Annotated in this window: 12 protein-coding genes and 4 pseudogenes; 11 read left to right on the forward strand and 5 right to left on the reverse strand. The window is 61.2% G+C overall.

The window, feature by feature from the left end; translation table 11 throughout:
* Positions 1 to 99: 99 nt before the first annotated feature.
* Both NKI19_RS22470 and NKI19_RS22475 read right to left on the reverse strand, forming a co-directional pair.
* Positions 100 to 2,214, reverse strand: a complete 2,115-nt coding sequence (locus tag NKI19_RS22470) for a DUF3363 domain-containing protein (protein WP_352566326.1) — start codon at positions 2,212 to 2,214, stop codon at positions 100 to 102.
* A gap of 797 nt (positions 2,215 to 3,011) precedes the next feature.
* Positions 3,012 to 4,094: pseudogene (locus tag NKI19_RS22475) on the reverse strand (IS110 family RNA-guided transposase).
* Between the two features lie 244 nt (positions 4,095 to 4,338).
* On the opposite strand from NKI19_RS22475, the gene tnpA reads away from it, so the two are divergent.
* The 4 genes and pseudogenes from tnpA (at position 4,339) to NKI19_RS22505 (ending at position 7,381) form a co-directional block, all read left to right on the forward strand.
* Entirely contained in the window at positions 4,339 to 5,244 is a 906-nt protein-coding gene (gene tnpA, locus NKI19_RS22480; protein ID WP_352566325.1) for an IS66-like element accessory protein TnpA, read from the forward strand.
* 50 nt (positions 5,245 to 5,294) lie between these two features.
* A pseudogene (gene tnpB, locus NKI19_RS22485) lies at positions 5,295 to 5,722 on the forward strand (IS66 family insertion sequence element accessory protein TnpB).
* A pseudogene (gene tnpC, locus NKI19_RS32890) lies at positions 5,661 to 6,624 on the forward strand (IS66 family transposase); the annotation flags it as partial. The pseudogenes tnpB and tnpC, both read left to right, overlap by 62 nt.
* A 223-nt stretch (positions 6,625 to 6,847) precedes the next feature.
* On the forward strand, positions 6,848 to 7,381 hold the full coding sequence (locus tag NKI19_RS22505; RefSeq protein WP_352566321.1) for a Ros/MucR family transcriptional regulator: 534 nt from the start codon (positions 6,848 to 6,850) through the stop codon (positions 7,379 to 7,381).
* Positions 7,382 to 7,469: 88 nt separating this feature from the next.
* Here NKI19_RS22505 and NKI19_RS22510 read toward each other — a convergent pair whose 3' ends face one another.
* On the reverse strand, positions 7,470 to 7,781 hold the full coding sequence (locus NKI19_RS22510) for a DUF736 domain-containing protein (RefSeq protein WP_352566319.1): 312 nt from the start codon (positions 7,779 to 7,781) through the stop codon (positions 7,470 to 7,472).
* An 862-nt stretch (positions 7,782 to 8,643) separates the two neighbouring features.
* Here NKI19_RS22510 and greA point away from each other — a divergent pair.
* From greA to NKI19_RS22545, 7 genes are all read left to right on the forward strand, one after another.
* Positions 8,644 to 9,126, forward strand: coding sequence for a transcription elongation factor GreA (gene greA, locus NKI19_RS22515; RefSeq protein ID WP_352566317.1), 483 nt, complete (start codon positions 8,644 to 8,646; stop codon positions 9,124 to 9,126).
* 436 nt (positions 9,127 to 9,562) lie between these two features.
* Positions 9,563 to 9,955 carry a hypothetical protein gene (locus tag NKI19_RS22520; protein WP_352566315.1) on the forward strand — a complete coding sequence of 131 codons (393 nt, stop codon included), beginning with the start codon at positions 9,563 to 9,565 and terminating at the stop codon, positions 9,953 to 9,955.
* 965 nt (positions 9,956 to 10,920) lie between these two features.
* Positions 10,921 to 11,052, forward strand: coding sequence for a hypothetical protein (locus NKI19_RS22525; RefSeq protein WP_352566314.1), 132 nt, complete (start codon positions 10,921 to 10,923; stop codon positions 11,050 to 11,052).
* 57 nt (positions 11,053 to 11,109) lie between these two features.
* Complete coding sequence (locus tag NKI19_RS22530; protein WP_352566312.1) at positions 11,110 to 11,358, forward strand: DUF6894 family protein; 249 nt, start codon at positions 11,110 to 11,112, stop codon at positions 11,356 to 11,358.
* A gap of 251 nt (positions 11,359 to 11,609) precedes the next feature.
* The gene (locus NKI19_RS22535) at positions 11,610 to 11,852 is read left to right on the forward strand and encodes a DUF982 domain-containing protein (protein WP_352711718.1); all 243 of its coding nucleotides are present in this window, start codon (positions 11,610 to 11,612) and stop codon (positions 11,850 to 11,852) included.
* Positions 11,853 to 12,013: 161 nt separating this feature from the next.
* On the forward strand, positions 12,014 to 12,262 hold the full coding sequence (locus tag NKI19_RS22540; RefSeq protein ID WP_352566403.1) for a DUF982 domain-containing protein: 249 nt from the start codon (positions 12,014 to 12,016) through the stop codon (positions 12,260 to 12,262).
* Between the two features lie 589 nt (positions 12,263 to 12,851).
* Entirely contained in the window at positions 12,852 to 13,409 is a 558-nt protein-coding gene (locus NKI19_RS22545; RefSeq protein ID WP_352566308.1) for a dihydrofolate reductase family protein, read from the forward strand.
* Between the two features lie 597 nt (positions 13,410 to 14,006).
* On the opposite strand, the gene NKI19_RS22550 is transcribed toward NKI19_RS22545, so the two are convergent.
* On the reverse strand, positions 14,007 to 14,234 hold the full coding sequence (locus tag NKI19_RS22550) for a DUF768 domain-containing protein (RefSeq protein WP_352566306.1): 228 nt from the start codon (positions 14,232 to 14,234) through the stop codon (positions 14,007 to 14,009).
* A gap of 656 nt (positions 14,235 to 14,890) precedes the next feature.
* Positions 14,891 to 15,279, reverse strand: a pseudogene (locus NKI19_RS22555) (integrase core domain-containing protein); the annotation flags it as partial.

The raw sequence follows: 15,279 nt of genomic DNA on the forward strand, positions 1-15,279 counted from the left end.
AGCTATCAGTTCAGCCCGGCGATCCGTACTCGTTAGCCAGAAAGGCGCAGCAATATGCCGGCGATAGTTACGAGCCAAAACTGCCGCGCCGATGAGCGCTCACAGCCCCAGTCCCCGCCTTCTGCCGAAGCTCCAGTCGATACCGCCGCTGCTTTGCACGACCCCGCTGATGTGCTGGCCGATGCGCTTGTCGAGCATTGGCTGCCACGGCACCAGTTGAAACCCGAGACCATCGTCCAGCATGGCGAAGCGCCCGCTGGCAAGGCGGACTGAGCCAAGCAGCGTGCCGCCGACATGGTTGCCGGGCTGGACGGGCGCGAAGATGAGGCCGCGCGCAGCGGCCATTTGCTTGCCGACGCGCGCGACTTCCTGGCCCTCCAGCGTAGCAACAAGATCGCGCGAGAAGGTGATGGTCCCCCTCGTCAAGTCGCGTTCGGCATGGCCCATCGTGACGAGCTGGGCAGCGCGTCTGTCGAGCGCGTTGTCAACGTCGAGACCAAAGCCTGACTGGACCAGCGGCACGGGGTTTTTGGCCGTGAGCTCCCGATCGAGCCAGGTGGCGCCATCGCTGCCGACCTGCGCGTCAAGATCGAACGTCGAGAGCACACGCAGGGAGAAGTCCTTCCCGGCGTTGCGGCCATCATAGGCGATGCCGCGCTCGGACAGGTCTTTTGGAATGCGCCAGTGGTCTTCGTCGAGGCGTTCGACATGGCCTGCCCGGCGCAGCGCTTCGAGACGGCGGACATGGAAACGGACGAAGGCATCCGGGTCCTTGCCCTGCCCCAAAAATGTCTCGCGGATCGCCTCCAGGTGCTGGCTCGGGCGATAGATGCCACCCTCGCCGGCTACGACGCTGATGTTGCGGTCGGCCGCACGCGGCTCCTGCTTCGGCAGGATCGGATCGAGCGCCACGATATGGCCGCGCTGAACGTCGTCTAATTTTGCCGCATCGGCAGTCTCGACATAGTGGGTGCGCCCGTCGACGCCGTCGATGACGAGCGACAGCCGGTCGCTCATCTCGTCGCCGGCAAGGCCCTTGGCGAGCACACGGCCGAGGATCGGTTCGGTGATGGTTCGCCGATGCATGACATATTGCGCGGCCCCCCGCTCGTGGGCGAGCCCGTGTTCCTCCAGCGCCCTGTGCATGGTCTTGATGATGTCGTTGCGCTCGCCAAGTGCCCGTAGCGTGCTTTCGGCTCTGTCGGAGATGACCCATCGGCCGGGCTCGATCTCGCTCGCCAGGCCGAAGTGCTGCAGTCTCTTTGCCCGATCGATCAGCAGATAGCGGTTGCTGGAAATGGTGTAGCTGTCGCTGGCATTGGGACGGAGGTCGACCAGATCGTGCGCCTGCTGTTCGGCGATCAGCATGCGGTCGAGCCGGGTCAGCCGTTCGGCGTCCACCTCGTTGGCCAGCTTGCGGGCGACCTCGATCTCGCTTTGCAGCCCGAGTTCCCGTTCCACCAGCTCGCCTGCCCGGTGGCGGATGCCGTGGGCGATGTAGTCGCCGGCGATGTTCAGGATCTTGCCGTCATCGGTAACGCCGCGCACCAGGATGTGGGTGTGCGGATGACCGGTGTTGTGGTGGTCGACAGCAATCCAGTCGAGGCGCGTGTTGAGGTCGGTCTCCATCTGCCGCATGAGATCGCGGGTGAAGGAGCGCAGGTCTTCCATCTCGGCGGCATCCTCGGGCGCGACGATGAAGCGGAACTGATGCCGGTCGCCGCGGCCACGCTCGACGAAGGCCTTGCCGTCGGCCTCGTCCTCGACGGCCGAGTACACCCTGCCCTTCTCGCCGTCCCTGGTGACGCCATCGCGCTGGAGATAGCGCAGATGCGCATCGACGGCCTTGCTCGTCGTCACGAATTTTTGGGCGCGCCCAGCGGTCTCCTTGCCTCGTCCCGGCAGCTTGACGACACGCGCCTTCACCACGACGCGGCGGGAACGAAAGCGCACGCGATTGCCATCCTGCTTCCAACCGCCGCCGTCCTTTGGCAACGCTGACACCACCTTGCCGCCGCGGCCGCGGGCATTGAAGCGGCCGCTCCCCTTCCCGGCGTTCCTGCTTGCGCCGAGGCGATTGGGGTTGCCGCCCTGCTTGCGGATGGCGATCTCGACCTGGCGCACGAAAGGCAGCGTGCGCGAATTGACCGGCGTGCTGCTGCTCCGCATCCGGCCGGTGCGAACCTGGAACCTGTTGCTGTCACGATCTGCCATGACGGACAGCATCGAGACTCAGATTCCGCGCTTCAAGATGGCCGGCGCGCAGAGCGTGCTACGGCGCGCAAAGACTTGCTGGGGCGTAGACCGGCGGATTGCACATCGCTAGGGCACGACAGTTTTGCTTTTGAGATCAACAATATAGCCATAGACCGTCAGCCCCGCACCTCGCGTCATTTTGCGATGGGTCGGCACGAGCACAAAAAACAATGTGCAGACAAGCACTTAGAGCGAAGCGAGGGCGAGCGCCAGCTCGCTTTATCTTGCTGTCCTAATCGGTTGTGCTTCCGGTACTCTTTTCACCATCGTCGTCTCTCCTCTTTTCTACTCAAAAACACTTTTCGGCTTTCCGCAACATGCTTATCCGCGAAGCGGAGATCCGGTGCGCCGTGCAGTCCTAATCGGTTGTGCTTCCGGTACTCTTTTCACCATCGTCGTCTCTCCTCTTTTCTACTCAAAAACACTTTGCGGCTTTCCGCAACATGCTTGTCCGCCAAGCGGCGGAGATCCGGTGCGCCGTGCAGTCCTCCGCACTCGCCGAGGGCGTTTTCGGGCTGCATGCTGGCAGCGCTTTTGCCGTCGGGGTGCAACTTTCCATCGGATTCACGGGGCATCATCACAGGCAGTCCAACCCGGTCCGGCCGTCTTTCGATCGGTCGGCCGCAAGCAAGATAGCGTGCGTCCCGTCGTTCCTGGTCTGCACCGGTCCTCATCCGGTTCACAGCGGAGCTCGTGTGTTCAGTTTGCGTCTGTCATGCTGCGCAGTCGTCGCACGTCAAGCGTCGTCGCGCCGTTCATCGGGCTGCGCCAAGCGTTTTCCAGGCCTTGACCCGGGCGCGCGCAACAAGGTCGGTTTCGCGCGCCGCCGGGTCGCCGACATAGCACGTCCCGTCCGTCCACATGGCATGCATGATCACCGCCAGCTTGCGCGCCACCGCCACCGTCGCCTTGCGGTGATTGCCCCGCTTCGCGAGCATCGTTCCCCAGCTCCTGAGCTTGTCCTTGCCGCGGAAGCGCGTCATCAGCGCCGACGCCGCCTCATAGAGGGCGCGCCGCACGTCCGCGTCGCCGGCCTTCGATATACGTCCCTGCGAGTCGATCGAGGTGCCCGACTGCCAACGCCGCGACGTCAGGCCAAAATAGGCTGCCACGTCGCGCGAGCGGCGGAAGCGGGACGGGTCCTCGACCGCCGTCATGAAGCTCAGCGGTCACCGGGCCGACGCCGGGGATCGCCATGAAGCGGCGGCATAGGTCTCGCGGGCGACGAACCTCACGACCAGCTCGTGCAGCCGGCAGTACTGCTTCCACAGCGCGGCGCGTGCCGTCAGCATGGCGTCCATCAGCTCTGACGTCAGCGCATCGCCAGTCGTCACATCGCGCACAGCCTGATCGAAAGCCTTCCGCCCGGCCTTGCTCAGGCGAATGCCGAAGCTCTTGAGCGAATGGCGGATGGCGTCCAGATCGAGGAACTTGCGCTTCAGATTGCGCCTGTGCGTCAGCAGCAACCGCATCCGATAACAGGCTTGCGACTTGACGTGCGCGTGCCGGAACCAGCCGGTGCGCATGATGTGGGCAATGCCCAGCGCATCGGCCGCGTCGGTCTTGTTGCGTTGCGCCGACATCGCCGCGCGCACGTGCTGCGTCTCCAGACAGACCGCCGGAAACCCGAGCTTCAGCAGTTCCGGATGCAGCCAGGGCGACAGCGAACCGGCCTCGTGACGGACCCTTCTCAGCCGCGGCAGGAAAGGCTTCAACGCGGCCAGCAGCGCGTCGGGATCGGTCAGAGCCGTCGCCTGCAGATGCACCGCGCCGCGATCGTCGACGACGCACACCGCCGTCTCATCCATCGCAACATCCAGTCCACAAAAGAATTCCATTGTTCGCCTCCTGCGTTGCTTCACAGGCGCAGATCTTGCCGCCGAGTCGCCAGCCACCACCAGTCGCGCCGCGGCCGACGCACAGCTTTGCCGTCCCGCCACGCGCCCGCCCCGATTACGGGCGGCCGTCCTAATCCACCCTCGCTGTCCTAATCCACCCTCGGTAAGCGTCCGGTCCCTGCACCTATTCGGCTAGTGCAATTGAGCTTCATGTGGGGTTCCTTCGTCATATGGAGGATCTCCGATGGCGGCTCGCCGCTCCTGGGCCAAGGCCAACAGTCCTTACTGGTCGTCGCATGTTGCGAGCTGGTATCGCGGCAACCAGGATGCACTGGAATACTGTCGCCGACGCGATCTCTCGATCACCACATTCGAGCTGTGGATGCGCCATCTGGTGAGCGCGGATGATCTGCGCAAGCGTGCGGAAAGGCTGCAGAACTTGCACCGGAAGAAGGCAGCACGTTCGCGCAAGGAGGTGCCGCCGAAGCGGCCCAAAAGGCCTCCGCGCTATCGCTACGGCAGGCGTACGGACAGCGGCCCGATCGCTCTGCGGGCATTCTGGAGCATGCATGTCAAGGCGATGAACTGGAGCGGCATGGGGCACGCGGAGTATGCCGCTGCACTTGGTCTGTCGCCGCATGCGTTGCGGATCTGGCGCAATCGCCTGGAAGAATCCGGCGACGAAACCGAGTGGCGATCCCTGCTTCACCCGAGTGCCCGAGCCCAATCAAGCAGCGCTGCTAATTGCGCGCGACGCAAATACCGCTTGACGCCGGACGCGGTCGACGGGCGATCGAACCGGCGCCGCTTCAGCGACAACCAGAAGCGGGCGATCGTGCAGGAGACGGAGAAGCCCGGCGTCGCCGTGGCGCAGGTCTGTCGCCGCCATGGCGTCGCCACCAGCATGGTGTTCCGCTGGCGGGTCGAGTTCGGCCTGACCGCTCGCAAGGCGCCGCAACTGGCAACGGTGGTGCTTGCCGATGGCGCAGCAAAAGAGCTGCCCGCGCTCGGCGCCTTGCGCGATCTGGTGCAGCCGCCCGACGGCATGGTGGCGATTGAGCTGGCTGATGGACGGCGCGTGTTTGCACCGGCCGGCAGTACTCCGGCTGCGGTAAAGCGGCAGCTCACTGGGAAGGAGAAGGCGTCATGATCGTCGTTCCGGCCGGCGTGAAAGTGCACCTGGCGCTCGGTCACACCGACATGCGAAAGGGGCTCGATGGCCTCGCCACGCTGATCCAGGAACATCCGAAGAAGGACCCGTTCTCGGGACATCTGTTCGTGTTCCGCGGCAGGAATGCGTCGCTCCTGAAGATCCTGTTCTGGGACGGAACGGGCTTTGTCTGTTCACTAAGTGCATCGACCGCGGCAACTTTTGGTGGCGGCGTCTGGCCGAGCCAGGTGGGTCGGTGATGCTGTCGCCAGCACAACTCGCGATGCTCATCGAAGGAATAGACGCACGCCGGAACGCTTCTGGCGACGCTTTTGGCCGGCTGAAAAGCGTAGCAAAATCGCACCAAATCGAGCGAAGTTGCTTCTTCGAATCAGCCGATTCGGGTAGATTCGGACATGCTGGTCGACCTCGACAATCTGCCCAGCGAACCGGCTCTTCTGCAGCATCTTGTGCGTGACATAGCGACGGTTGTCGAGCACCGCGAGGGTGAGATCGAGCGCCTTAAATCCATCATAAAGCAGCTGCAGCGCGCGCAGTTCGGCCGCCGTTCGAGCGGCTCGATCCTGATCAACTGGCGCTCGGACTGGAAGAGCCCGACGGTGATCTCGCCCGCGAAGAGGAGCGCCGTCCGCGTGTCGCGAGACAGCAGATCGAACAGCCGTCCCGCCGCAAGCCGCTGCCCCATCATCTGCCGCGCGAGGAGGTCCTGGTCGATGTCGACGGGACCGTCTGCGCCGGCTGCGGTGGCGCGCTGAATCTTATCCGCGAAAGCGTGAGCGAGATGCTGGACTGGGTGCCAGCGCAGCTGCGCGTGATCCGCACCACGCGCCCCAAATACGCCTGCCGGACCTGCGAGAAGGTGGTGCAGGCGCCGGCTGCGGAGCGGCGGGTTGGCGACGCCGGCGTTGCTCGCGCAGGTTCTGGTCAGCAAATATTCCGATCACACGCCGCTCTATTGGCAGTCGCAGATCTTCGCAGGAACGGTGTTGATCTTCCACGTTCGACGCTCGCCGGCTGGGTTGGCGGCTCCTGCTGGTGGCTGGAAGCCCCGCACGAGCGACTGGCGAAAAACGTCTTCGCCTCCGATCATCTTTTTGCCTATGACACACCGGTTCCGGTGCTCGATCCAGGCCGTGGCCGCACCAAGACGGGACCGCTGTGGGTGTAAGCCCGCGAGCAACACCCCTGGGGCGGACCGGAGCCGCCGCGGCAATCTATCTGTTTGAACCAGACCGCAAGGCCGAACGCCCGGCCTCGCATCTCGAGCACTTCAAGGGCGTGCTGCACGTCGATGGCTATGCCGGCTTCGAGCAACTCACCAGCAAGGGAGATATCGTTCTCGCCGCTTGCTGGAGCCATAGGGTGTGGGCCCCCTCCCGCGCAGAAGGCGAGCGGAAAGATTCGCTTCTCCGACGCGATCAGTAACATTGACTGCAGCCGGGCCGAACGATGGAAGCGAAGCATGCCCGCTTGATATTTGCAACGAATGAGGTTTGTTGGCGGAAATAACGAATTGTTTGCCTGATTGGCAATAAACAGCTCATCCGTTTCAACGCGCGCCATTAGACAAGAGGAAAACTCGATGACCGTTCCTGCAGACCGAAACTACAACGATGATCTCGTAGCAATTACCGCCGACATCGTTTCCGCCTACGTGTCGAACAATCCGCTGCCGGTCGGCGAGGTGTCGAAGCTGATTGGGGATACCTATGTCGCTTTGCAAGGGATCGGCACACCTGTGGCTCCGGCCGCAGTCAAGCTGGAGCCGGCGGTGTCGATCAAGAAATCAGTGACACCTGATTTCATCATCTGCCTGGAAGATGGAAAGAAATTCAAATCCTTGAAGCGACATATCGGGACGCATTACAATCTGAGCCCTGACCAATACCGGCAGAAATGGAGCCTGCCCTCGGATTACCCGATGGTGGCGCCGAACTACGCAGCTACCCGCTCGGCTCTGGCAAAATCAATCGGCCTCGGACGCAAGGCGGTGGCGCCCACTCCTGCCGCGGCGGAAAAACCAAAACGGGCTGCCCGTGCGGCAGCAGCGACAGCAACCGCAACGGCAATCAAGTCGCCGACTAGGAAGGCGCGCAAGGCACTCGTCAAAGCGTAGCGTGCTGCACCTAACAGGAGTGCCAACGAGTGGCGGACCCGAACTTGGCGAAGCCCCGCCGAGCGGCGGGGCTTCGTGTTAGCTCGGATCATTCTGCGGCGCGGCGAGACCAGATCAGCGAGAACTCGCCCCCGGTGTCGGTCTCAACCAGGCTTGCATAGATCGGAGCGGGAAAACTTGGATCGTCGAGCTTGACGGAGTGGTGGTCGCGGCCCTCACGCGAGGTCTTCTTCCATGCCGCTCCGAATTCGGTGGCTCCGGCAAAGATGCGGAAATCCGGACCTTTTTCGTTGTCGCCTTCGGCCGGTGTCAAGGTCACCGTCTTGACGTTGAGGTTCAGGGTCTTGACCGAGCCGGAGAAGCCGTTCGCGGTGCGGGAGAAAGTGCCGATCGTAGCCATTGTGGTCGTTCCTTCTGTTATCTCGGGCCGCGCCTATCGCGGCCTCGATGGTGGTCGTGAGACCGGGGACGATCCGGCCGCACCCCAAAGTGGCTGAAACGAAGTGGAAGACGGCGGCGCGAGGCTTTCTTGGGCCGCGAGGAATGGACGCAAACCGGGGTCCCCGCCATGCGTGCGTGGTGGGGTGGTACGGCCAGGGGAAGAAAACGAGAGCGCCGCCGTTGCGGGAAGACGATCGAGCCTGAGCGAAGCGAAGACGGTCTTCGGTCAGACCCAATCCATTCGAGGACGCCTTGGGCTTAGGATGAACAGACAGGAGTGAACGCGGGGACGGCGATCAGTCACGCGCTTGCCCATCCGTGTTATGAGCGCGGCGATGACGCGTATGGTTGTGACGCCGCGCGAGGCTCCCGTAGCGAACGAAGAACTCAGGGTCAAACGCTCAAGTGAGTATTCCTACGGTGGAAGCCGGCTGAGCAAGTGATTTTCTGAGCAGTAGCGACTATGTCAGGAATGGGGCCGGAAGTTGACGGTCTGCTTTTGGTACTGGCTTGTCAGAAGCAGCCATTACGCTGCCGACCCAATGTGGATCGTATAGAGTGTCATACACACCGCCGAAATACGACCTATGTCCAAAAACCCTCATCCGACTACTTCGGCTGACATCCAGTCAGCCCGCTTCTGCACTCGGCTCCACCGACAGGGAAACCTTTGCGCGGGTTGACTGTTGTAGCTACAAGATGCGTCTGCTCATGGTCATGTCGCGTTCCGCCACCGACGACAGATTTCTGCCGTCTTTGATCAAAAGCGGACGAGCCGGAATCCACCCCGGCGACGGTGTTCGACACGGAGTCCCGACCAATTGAGCGTAGCATTTGCCAAGGAGGAAAGCGCCGAGACAGCATCGGAAACCATCCTGCCGGCTCGCCCTATCTCCGGTCGGATCAACCTCGTCACGGACGCGGGCCTCAAGATGCTGCAGGATGAATTGGCTCGCGCTCAGCAGGCCCTCGAGGCCGCTAACGCGCTGGAAGATGTCAACGAGAGGCGACGGCAGTCGGCGGTTCCGGTTCGAGATATGCGCTATTATGCCGAACGCGTCCGTACGGCTCAGCTTATGTCGGTGCCGACGTCTAATGAAGTGATCGCCTTCGGCCACACCGTTACCTTCGAGCGTGATGATGGCCGCACTCAGACCTTCCGCATCGTCGGTGAGGATGAGGCCAACCCGTCTCAAGCTTCCATATCGCACGGTTCATCGGTTGCCATCGCATTGATTGGCAAAACCGTTGGCGACGTTGTCCAGCTAGGGCAGCGCGAACTCGAGATCCTGTCCATTTCTTAGTTGGGCATCGGGCTACGACGCACGACCGAATTGCAGGCATGTTCTGTGACTTCGTCACGGTCAACCGCCACCGTCACGTTTGGTACACCGTCAGGTGACGCGCGCGAGTTACACCCGCCGCCGTAACATGGAGGTTGCCAGCTTGCCGCGAGCCACCCATTCTGCGCTTAATAGCGGCAACTCAGGGGCGAGTAATGGGCCGATTGCTTACTGTCGGGTTTCAGTCGCGCTCGACGGATAGCATAATGACAGCGCAGCCGACTGCCGTCGCGTTGGCACTTAAATTGATCGACGAAGGGGTGCGTGACGGCGACTGTGAGTCCGCCTCCCGGATATCGACCGTTCTGACAACAGGCAGTCATAACCGATTGAGCATGCTCGTAAGGTCGGCTAACTTACAAACGACAGGCAATAAAATTATTCATTGGGGGCAATCATGAATTCGATCGGGTCGGCGATCGCAAAGGGACTGTTTTTGGCTGGTCTGTTCATATCGGCGGGATCAGCGCTGGCGGCGAAGAGCGATGACGGATTCGCAGCCTTCTGGACAAAATTCAAGGCTGCCGTCAGCAAGAGCGACCAAAAAGCCGTATCGCAGATGATCAAATATCCCATCTATTACAATGACCAACGGCAAGTAGATGACTTCCCTTTGATCTGGAAGGGTGCTTTCACAATAGCGCAGCGGAATTGTCTTGCCAAGGAGAAGCCCGTCAAAGACACCAATGAAGGTAATGTCACGTATTCCGCTTTCTGCGGCTCGCTTATCTATGTCTTTGGCAAAGATGGAGCCAGCTGGAAATTGACGGACTTTGCTGAAGACGATTGATCGCCCCACTCAGACCCGCCAGCGGTTCTTAGCTTGCTGGGCCGGGCGGTGCCGCTAGCGGATCGCATTCTCTGTGCCGGGCTGGGCCTGCCGCCCACGTCGTCTCCGTAAAGGCAGACCGGACCGGTCCCTTTCGGCGGGGTGTATCTCGGAGAAGAGGTCTTCGCAGGTAAATACACTGTGCCCGCTGCGAGGTAACACGCCGCGACTCGCGCCATGACTGGACAGGTCTCGGCTGTTCAGGGACGGCTTGTCAATGATGGCCATGATCACACGGCTAAGGCTCTCAGGACTGATCGGCTTCCCGCACTGGACAATGCTGCCGAAACGCGATGGATCGCACTCCTTGCTGCAAGGCTGAACAGCGCCTTCGCGCTCGGCGTTGTGGACGCTCTTTCCATTGTTACGCAATTTGATAGCCGGATTCGTGCGCAACGTCTGCTTTCTGGCAGTCCCTAATTGCGCTTAAATGTCCGACTTTAGGCGCCAAGCGGTTATGCGCGGCTTCATCTGCGATTGTTTGCTTCGAGCCAAAAGGGGCGACCACCTATGGTTTGGAGTTCTGCCCAATTTGCGGCCAGACATTCGACAAGCGAAACCTTGTCGAAGTGCTGCATCATCACCTTCCCGAGCATGAGCCGTTCGCGATGGATAGGTGACGGAGGTCGAAGCCGACTCGGTTTTCCGCGAATTGGATAAAAAGTCCCGGCGCACATGCCAGGACGGCGGGATCCGATCAAGTGGCTTGCACCACGCTGGGGATGCGGGATGGGCCTGCCCGGTGCACGCGGACCGTCAGGGACTTTAGGCGCATCAGCTGCAATGCGTCCACCAACCGACGGTTGGAACGAAATTCGGCCACCGACGGATCGGTCATCCCGGATCGCTGTGGCCAGCAACTCGTGCCAGTGACGGCATCTCGTGTGAAAGCCTTTGTTGAAGAAACTAAGGAACGGCTCACGCGCATGGCCGAGGAAGGCGGCAAGGTGACAATCGACCTTGGAACGCTTATGACGATTGATATCGACCAGGTCAGGCTGGTCGAGAAGTACAGGGCGCCGAAGCGCAAAAAGCCCCTGCGGGCCATGCAGGATTAGCTCTTTGTATGTAAAAAAGAGACATTGAACATTTTCCGGCAATCCTGGTTAGGATTGATGCCGCGCTATTTCTTCGACTTGTCCAGCAATGGAGAGACCCTCCCAGACCCTGAAGGTTCAGAGCTTCCGAACCTGGAATCTGCGGAGGACGAGGCAGCAAAAACGCTGCTTGAAATCGCAAGAGAAAAGCTGCCCGATGGCACCTATCACGAGGCTGGCATTCAAGTCGGCGATGAAGCAGGCAACCAGCTAGCCCAGATCGTGGTCAAATTCGAACTGAACCGCATAGTCCGCATCAGACAATGAATCGATGGGAACCTGATCGTCTTCACCTTGGTCACTCGAGCCACTTGTCCGATCACCCGCTCAGAAATTTCTATCAAGCATTCTGGTCTACCATTCCAGACGAAATCGTCGAGAGAACAAAGCAGAGGTCAGATGCGGCCTGCAGCTACCTTCGAAAGCTGCTTAGTCTATCATTAAAACGAACGCTGACGGATGAGCAAAAGTTGCTTAGGGGGCTTAAGAGGCGGCAAGGGCGGCAAGGAGTGACCCTTATGCCAAATCACTGGTTCTCCCCTCCGGTCCCTGTCGGGACTGAGTCTCCAAGTATGACGAACCACGTCAACAACGCCGATGCAGCGGCTAAGGAACTCCTGAAGTGGACCAAACGTGGCCCTCAGTGGAATCTCGCGGTGCACGTCTGCGTCGCTGTGCTTGCCGACGAGATGGAGCCTGAGGAGGCCCGCAAGGCATTCCTGGCTGCCGCCAAGGAGCAGGGGATATTAGTCCCTCCATAAGGCGGGCCCGCCACTCGTGAGAAAGCCGGCGGACCCAACAGCGGCTGCATCCACGAAGAATTGACCGCTGCGATTTCTAAACTACCGAGGACCTGCGTTGTTCCATTATCGCGGACTACCACTGGGTGGTCGGCAGGCTCGTCCCGCCCTACATTCCCATCATGCCAACCCATTGGTTCGTCCCTCCGGTGTTCGTAAGGACTGAAGCCGGTGATCGGCGTAGCTGCAACAATGCGAGGGCAGCCCTTGAGCAGCTCAAGACGTGGACCCGGCGAGGACCTCGCTGGCACAAGGCTGTGACCCTCTGCCTGTCGGCTGTGGAGGGCGATCCGATTGACCCTCACGTGATACGAAAGGCATTTGAGGCTGCCGCTAAGGAGGCCAAAATGTACCTCTCCCCTGAGAATTAGGTACACGGTCAAGGGAGTGCGGGTGGATATAGTGGCAGCCGCCGAAGGGCTGCCCGTGCGGTTATGCCGGCTGGCATGAACGCGCTCTGGTGACTATCGTCCCACTGAGGGGAAACCATGCGCGCGGGCTCATTTGTGGCCTGTTTCCCTCGGGATGGGTCGCGCCTAGGCACGCGCGTCCTATGGCAGCTCGGCGTGGAAATGCCTCCTTGCAAGCCTTTGGCTCGCCCATGGCGTGCGTGGCATAGATCAGGCAGCGAATAGCGTGGCGCGGCGACGACCAAAGTAATCGGCCCCAAGCGTCGCCACCAAATTGGCGACTTGCAGAACAATGAGTACTGTGATGGCGGTTTTCACGGTCTTTCCCCCCGGGCCGGCGCGGCCCAGATTCAGTGCATCAATCCCACGAAATGCCCGCCACCGCCACTGGCACCCCCTACGTATACGCGCGGAGCTATGATTATGGGACGGAAGGCGACCCGAGCAGCAGGACGTGAAGGAAACGAAGGGGGCACGGGGGGCGCAAGTTGAACATCAACCGCGAGCAATCGGCCTTCATGTTCTCCATTGTATGGCTTAGACTCGCCGCATGGGACTATTGACTTTCAGCATCAACGTCACCCTGGACGGCTGCGTCGACCACCAGGAGGGAATTGCCGACGACGAGACGCACGCCTTCTTCACCCGCCTTATGGATGAGGGCGGAGCAATGCTGTGGGGTCGCGTCACCTACGAGATGATGGAGAGCTACTGGCCGGCAGTCGCCCGCGGCGACGAGGAGGCGCCGCCGGCGATACGCGAGTGGGCGGTCAAGCTGGAGGCCAAGCCGAAGTACGTAGTGTCATCGACGCGAAAGGCCTTCCCGTGGACCAACAGCCACCACATCGGCGGCGAACTGCGCAAGGGCGTGCAGAGGCTCAAGGACGCGACCCCGGCCGGCGTGCTCCTCGGTAGCGGCAAGCTCGCGACCGAGCTGGACCGGCTGGATCTAATCGACGAGTACAAGCTCCTCGTGCACCCGAGAATCGCGGGCCACGGCCCGACCCTCTACCAAAGCGGGCTGCCCAGCACGCGACGGCTCGAGCTGATCTCGGCCAAGCCGCTCCGCAGCGGCGCGGTCGCCATGCATTACCGGCGCGCGCGCTGACTCGGAGCAGGCTCAACGCGCCCAGGTCGGGGGCTTGCGCGTCGCAGGAGCGCCGCCGATTCAGTCGGCTTTGGTCGCCTGGCGTCCTGGATGAGAACAGATGCACCCAAGCGCAAGAAGCCCCTGCGGGACATGGTGGACTAGTATGGAAACGGGCCTTTGCTCTCGCAGCAAACATGAGGCACCGCTCCTGTGCCGCGACGGCAGCGCGTAGGCTTTGGCGCCGGCCACTTTCAGCCCCCTCGTTCAAAAGTTGGCTTCCAGCCGCGATTGCGCGCACGCTGCTGGCCTTCGTAGTCAGGAATGCATGTGAAGAACACCGGCCGGCGGTCACGGCCGGCAGCCCTGCAATCTGAGCAAACAAAAGCCCGACTAGGTCGTTATGCATTGAGCCGTGGTCACGGCCGAGCCTGTCACTCAGCGCCGGATATCGAGCCTCGTCGATTTGCAGCACATCGGATGGCCGCAATTGACATAGGCCGTCTCGCGGGCGGCCAGAGTGTCGGCAAGTGTTTTCTGAGGCATGCATGGCGATCTGTTGAAGGTGTCGCCGCACCGAATTTCACTGTCCGGTCTGTCGGCCGGATGCTAGTCGCTTCAGATCATTTCCACCATGCCGCCTTCACGATGCAGCATGGCGTCGAAAATGACGTCGAAAACGTTCCCGACCTCCTCTTCGATCTCATGTGCCTTGATGCCGCTCTCCTCAGCCGCTTTGAGAGCCTGGTCGGCAAGATCCCTAATGGCGAACGGATCGTTTGACCTTGCGTTAGGCAGATGCTCTGCCATCCATTTGTCGAAGAAGTTGATGCCGCGTGTGCTCATCCAGCCATAAGCTGGCGAATGGGATTAAGTTCCTTCTTCCCGAAAATCCTGCAGCGAGGCGTGCCAAAGGTCCTCCTCGCCCCTGAGACAGGTGTACGCCCTCGGCAAAGTTGCCGCGCAATCCGGGGCAGTCTTCGGTTATGTTTCCCTTTGACCCAACCCGGGTCGCGAGATCGACTGCCCGGAATTCAATGGAACTCCCCGCCCGCCTTGAGACAAACTTGCAAAACTGCGGCTCTTGCGGATGGATGATATGAGGTCGTCGACTCGGTCCACCGGCTCGGCCACCGGCTTTCTCGCATGCGATCGAGCCTCCAGCCGGTTGTCATAAATGCGCTTCAGCAAATCGCAGGCCACTTTGGCGCGCTGCCATGTCCGACCGACAAGTGAGCAGCCTCCTAAGCTTGCCGGGGCATTGTCGACCTCATCCCACACCATCCACGTGCCGGACGGCTCGGGGTGACAACGGAATCTAGATTGATCGTCTTCCATAGACGACTAACGAGAAAGCCACCTCTAGGTTCGATGTAAGGCGATAACGTGGTTAACGTGGCGCCGACCTTTTCTTCTACCCTTGGCTGCTTTCGGCTTTTCTTTGTTCCCGGTCCGCCGAGCGAACTCTTGGTCGGGGTTGCTTCTGACCTGCCACTGAATTTTCATCCGCCTGCAGTTAGAGCCTCGGCGGGTTTTACGCCGTATGGCGCGGGTTGAGCAACGGGTGATCGGCGGAACTGGTCGGGTTGCGCAGCCGATCGTCCGTTGCGGTGAGATTGGCGGCATAGGCCGCAGGCGTGAGGTATCCGAGCGCCGAATGTGGGCGCGATCGGTTGTAGTCGTCTGCCCATTCGGCGATGGTTGTTCGGGCATGGTCGAGGCCGAGGAACACGGTTTCGTTCAGCAACTCGTCCCGCATCCGCCCGTTGAAGCTTTCGCAGAAGCCGTTCTGCATCGGCTTGCCCGGCGCGATGAAGTGCCATTCCACCTGATGATCCTTCGACCAGGCGAGGATCGCGTTCGAGGTGAACTCGGTGCCGTGGTCAGAGAC

The organism is Mesorhizobium sp. M0751, from assembly GCF_040320265.1.
Classification (GTDB): domain Bacteria; phylum Pseudomonadota; class Alphaproteobacteria; order Rhizobiales; family Rhizobiaceae; genus Mesorhizobium.

Excerpts from the sequence above, each read along its gene's own strand:
- NKI19_RS22470 (WP_352566326.1), bottom strand. The coding sequence starts at position 2,214 with ATGGCAGATCGTGACAGCAACAGGTTCCAGGTTCGCACCGGCCGGATG.
- tnpA (WP_352566325.1), top strand. The coding sequence starts at position 4,339 with ATGGCGGCTCGCCGCTCCTGGGCCAAGGCCAACAGTCCTTACTGGTCG.
- NKI19_RS22505 (WP_352566321.1), top strand. The coding sequence starts at position 6,848 with ATGACCGTTCCTGCAGACCGAAACTACAACGATGATCTCGTAGCAATT.
- NKI19_RS22510 (WP_352566319.1), bottom strand. The coding sequence starts at position 7,781 with ATGGCTACGATCGGCACTTTCTCCCGCACCGCGAACGGCTTCTCCGGC.
- NKI19_RS22520 (WP_352566315.1), top strand. The coding sequence starts at position 9,563 with ATGAATTCGATCGGGTCGGCGATCGCAAAGGGACTGTTTTTGGCTGGT.
- NKI19_RS22525 (WP_352566314.1), top strand. The coding sequence starts at position 10,921 with ATGGCCGAGGAAGGCGGCAAGGTGACAATCGACCTTGGAACGCTTATG.
- NKI19_RS22530 (WP_352566312.1), top strand. The coding sequence starts at position 11,110 with ATGCCGCGCTATTTCTTCGACTTGTCCAGCAATGGAGAGACCCTCCCA.
- NKI19_RS22535 (WP_352711718.1), top strand. The coding sequence starts at position 11,610 with ATGCCAAATCACTGGTTCTCCCCTCCGGTCCCTGTCGGGACTGAGTCT.
- NKI19_RS22540 (WP_352566403.1), top strand. The coding sequence starts at position 12,014 with ATGCCAACCCATTGGTTCGTCCCTCCGGTGTTCGTAAGGACTGAAGCC.
- NKI19_RS22545 (WP_352566308.1), top strand. The coding sequence starts at position 12,852 with ATGGGACTATTGACTTTCAGCATCAACGTCACCCTGGACGGCTGCGTC.
- NKI19_RS22550 (WP_352566306.1), bottom strand. The coding sequence starts at position 14,234 with ATGAGCACACGCGGCATCAACTTCTTCGACAAATGGATGGCAGAGCAT.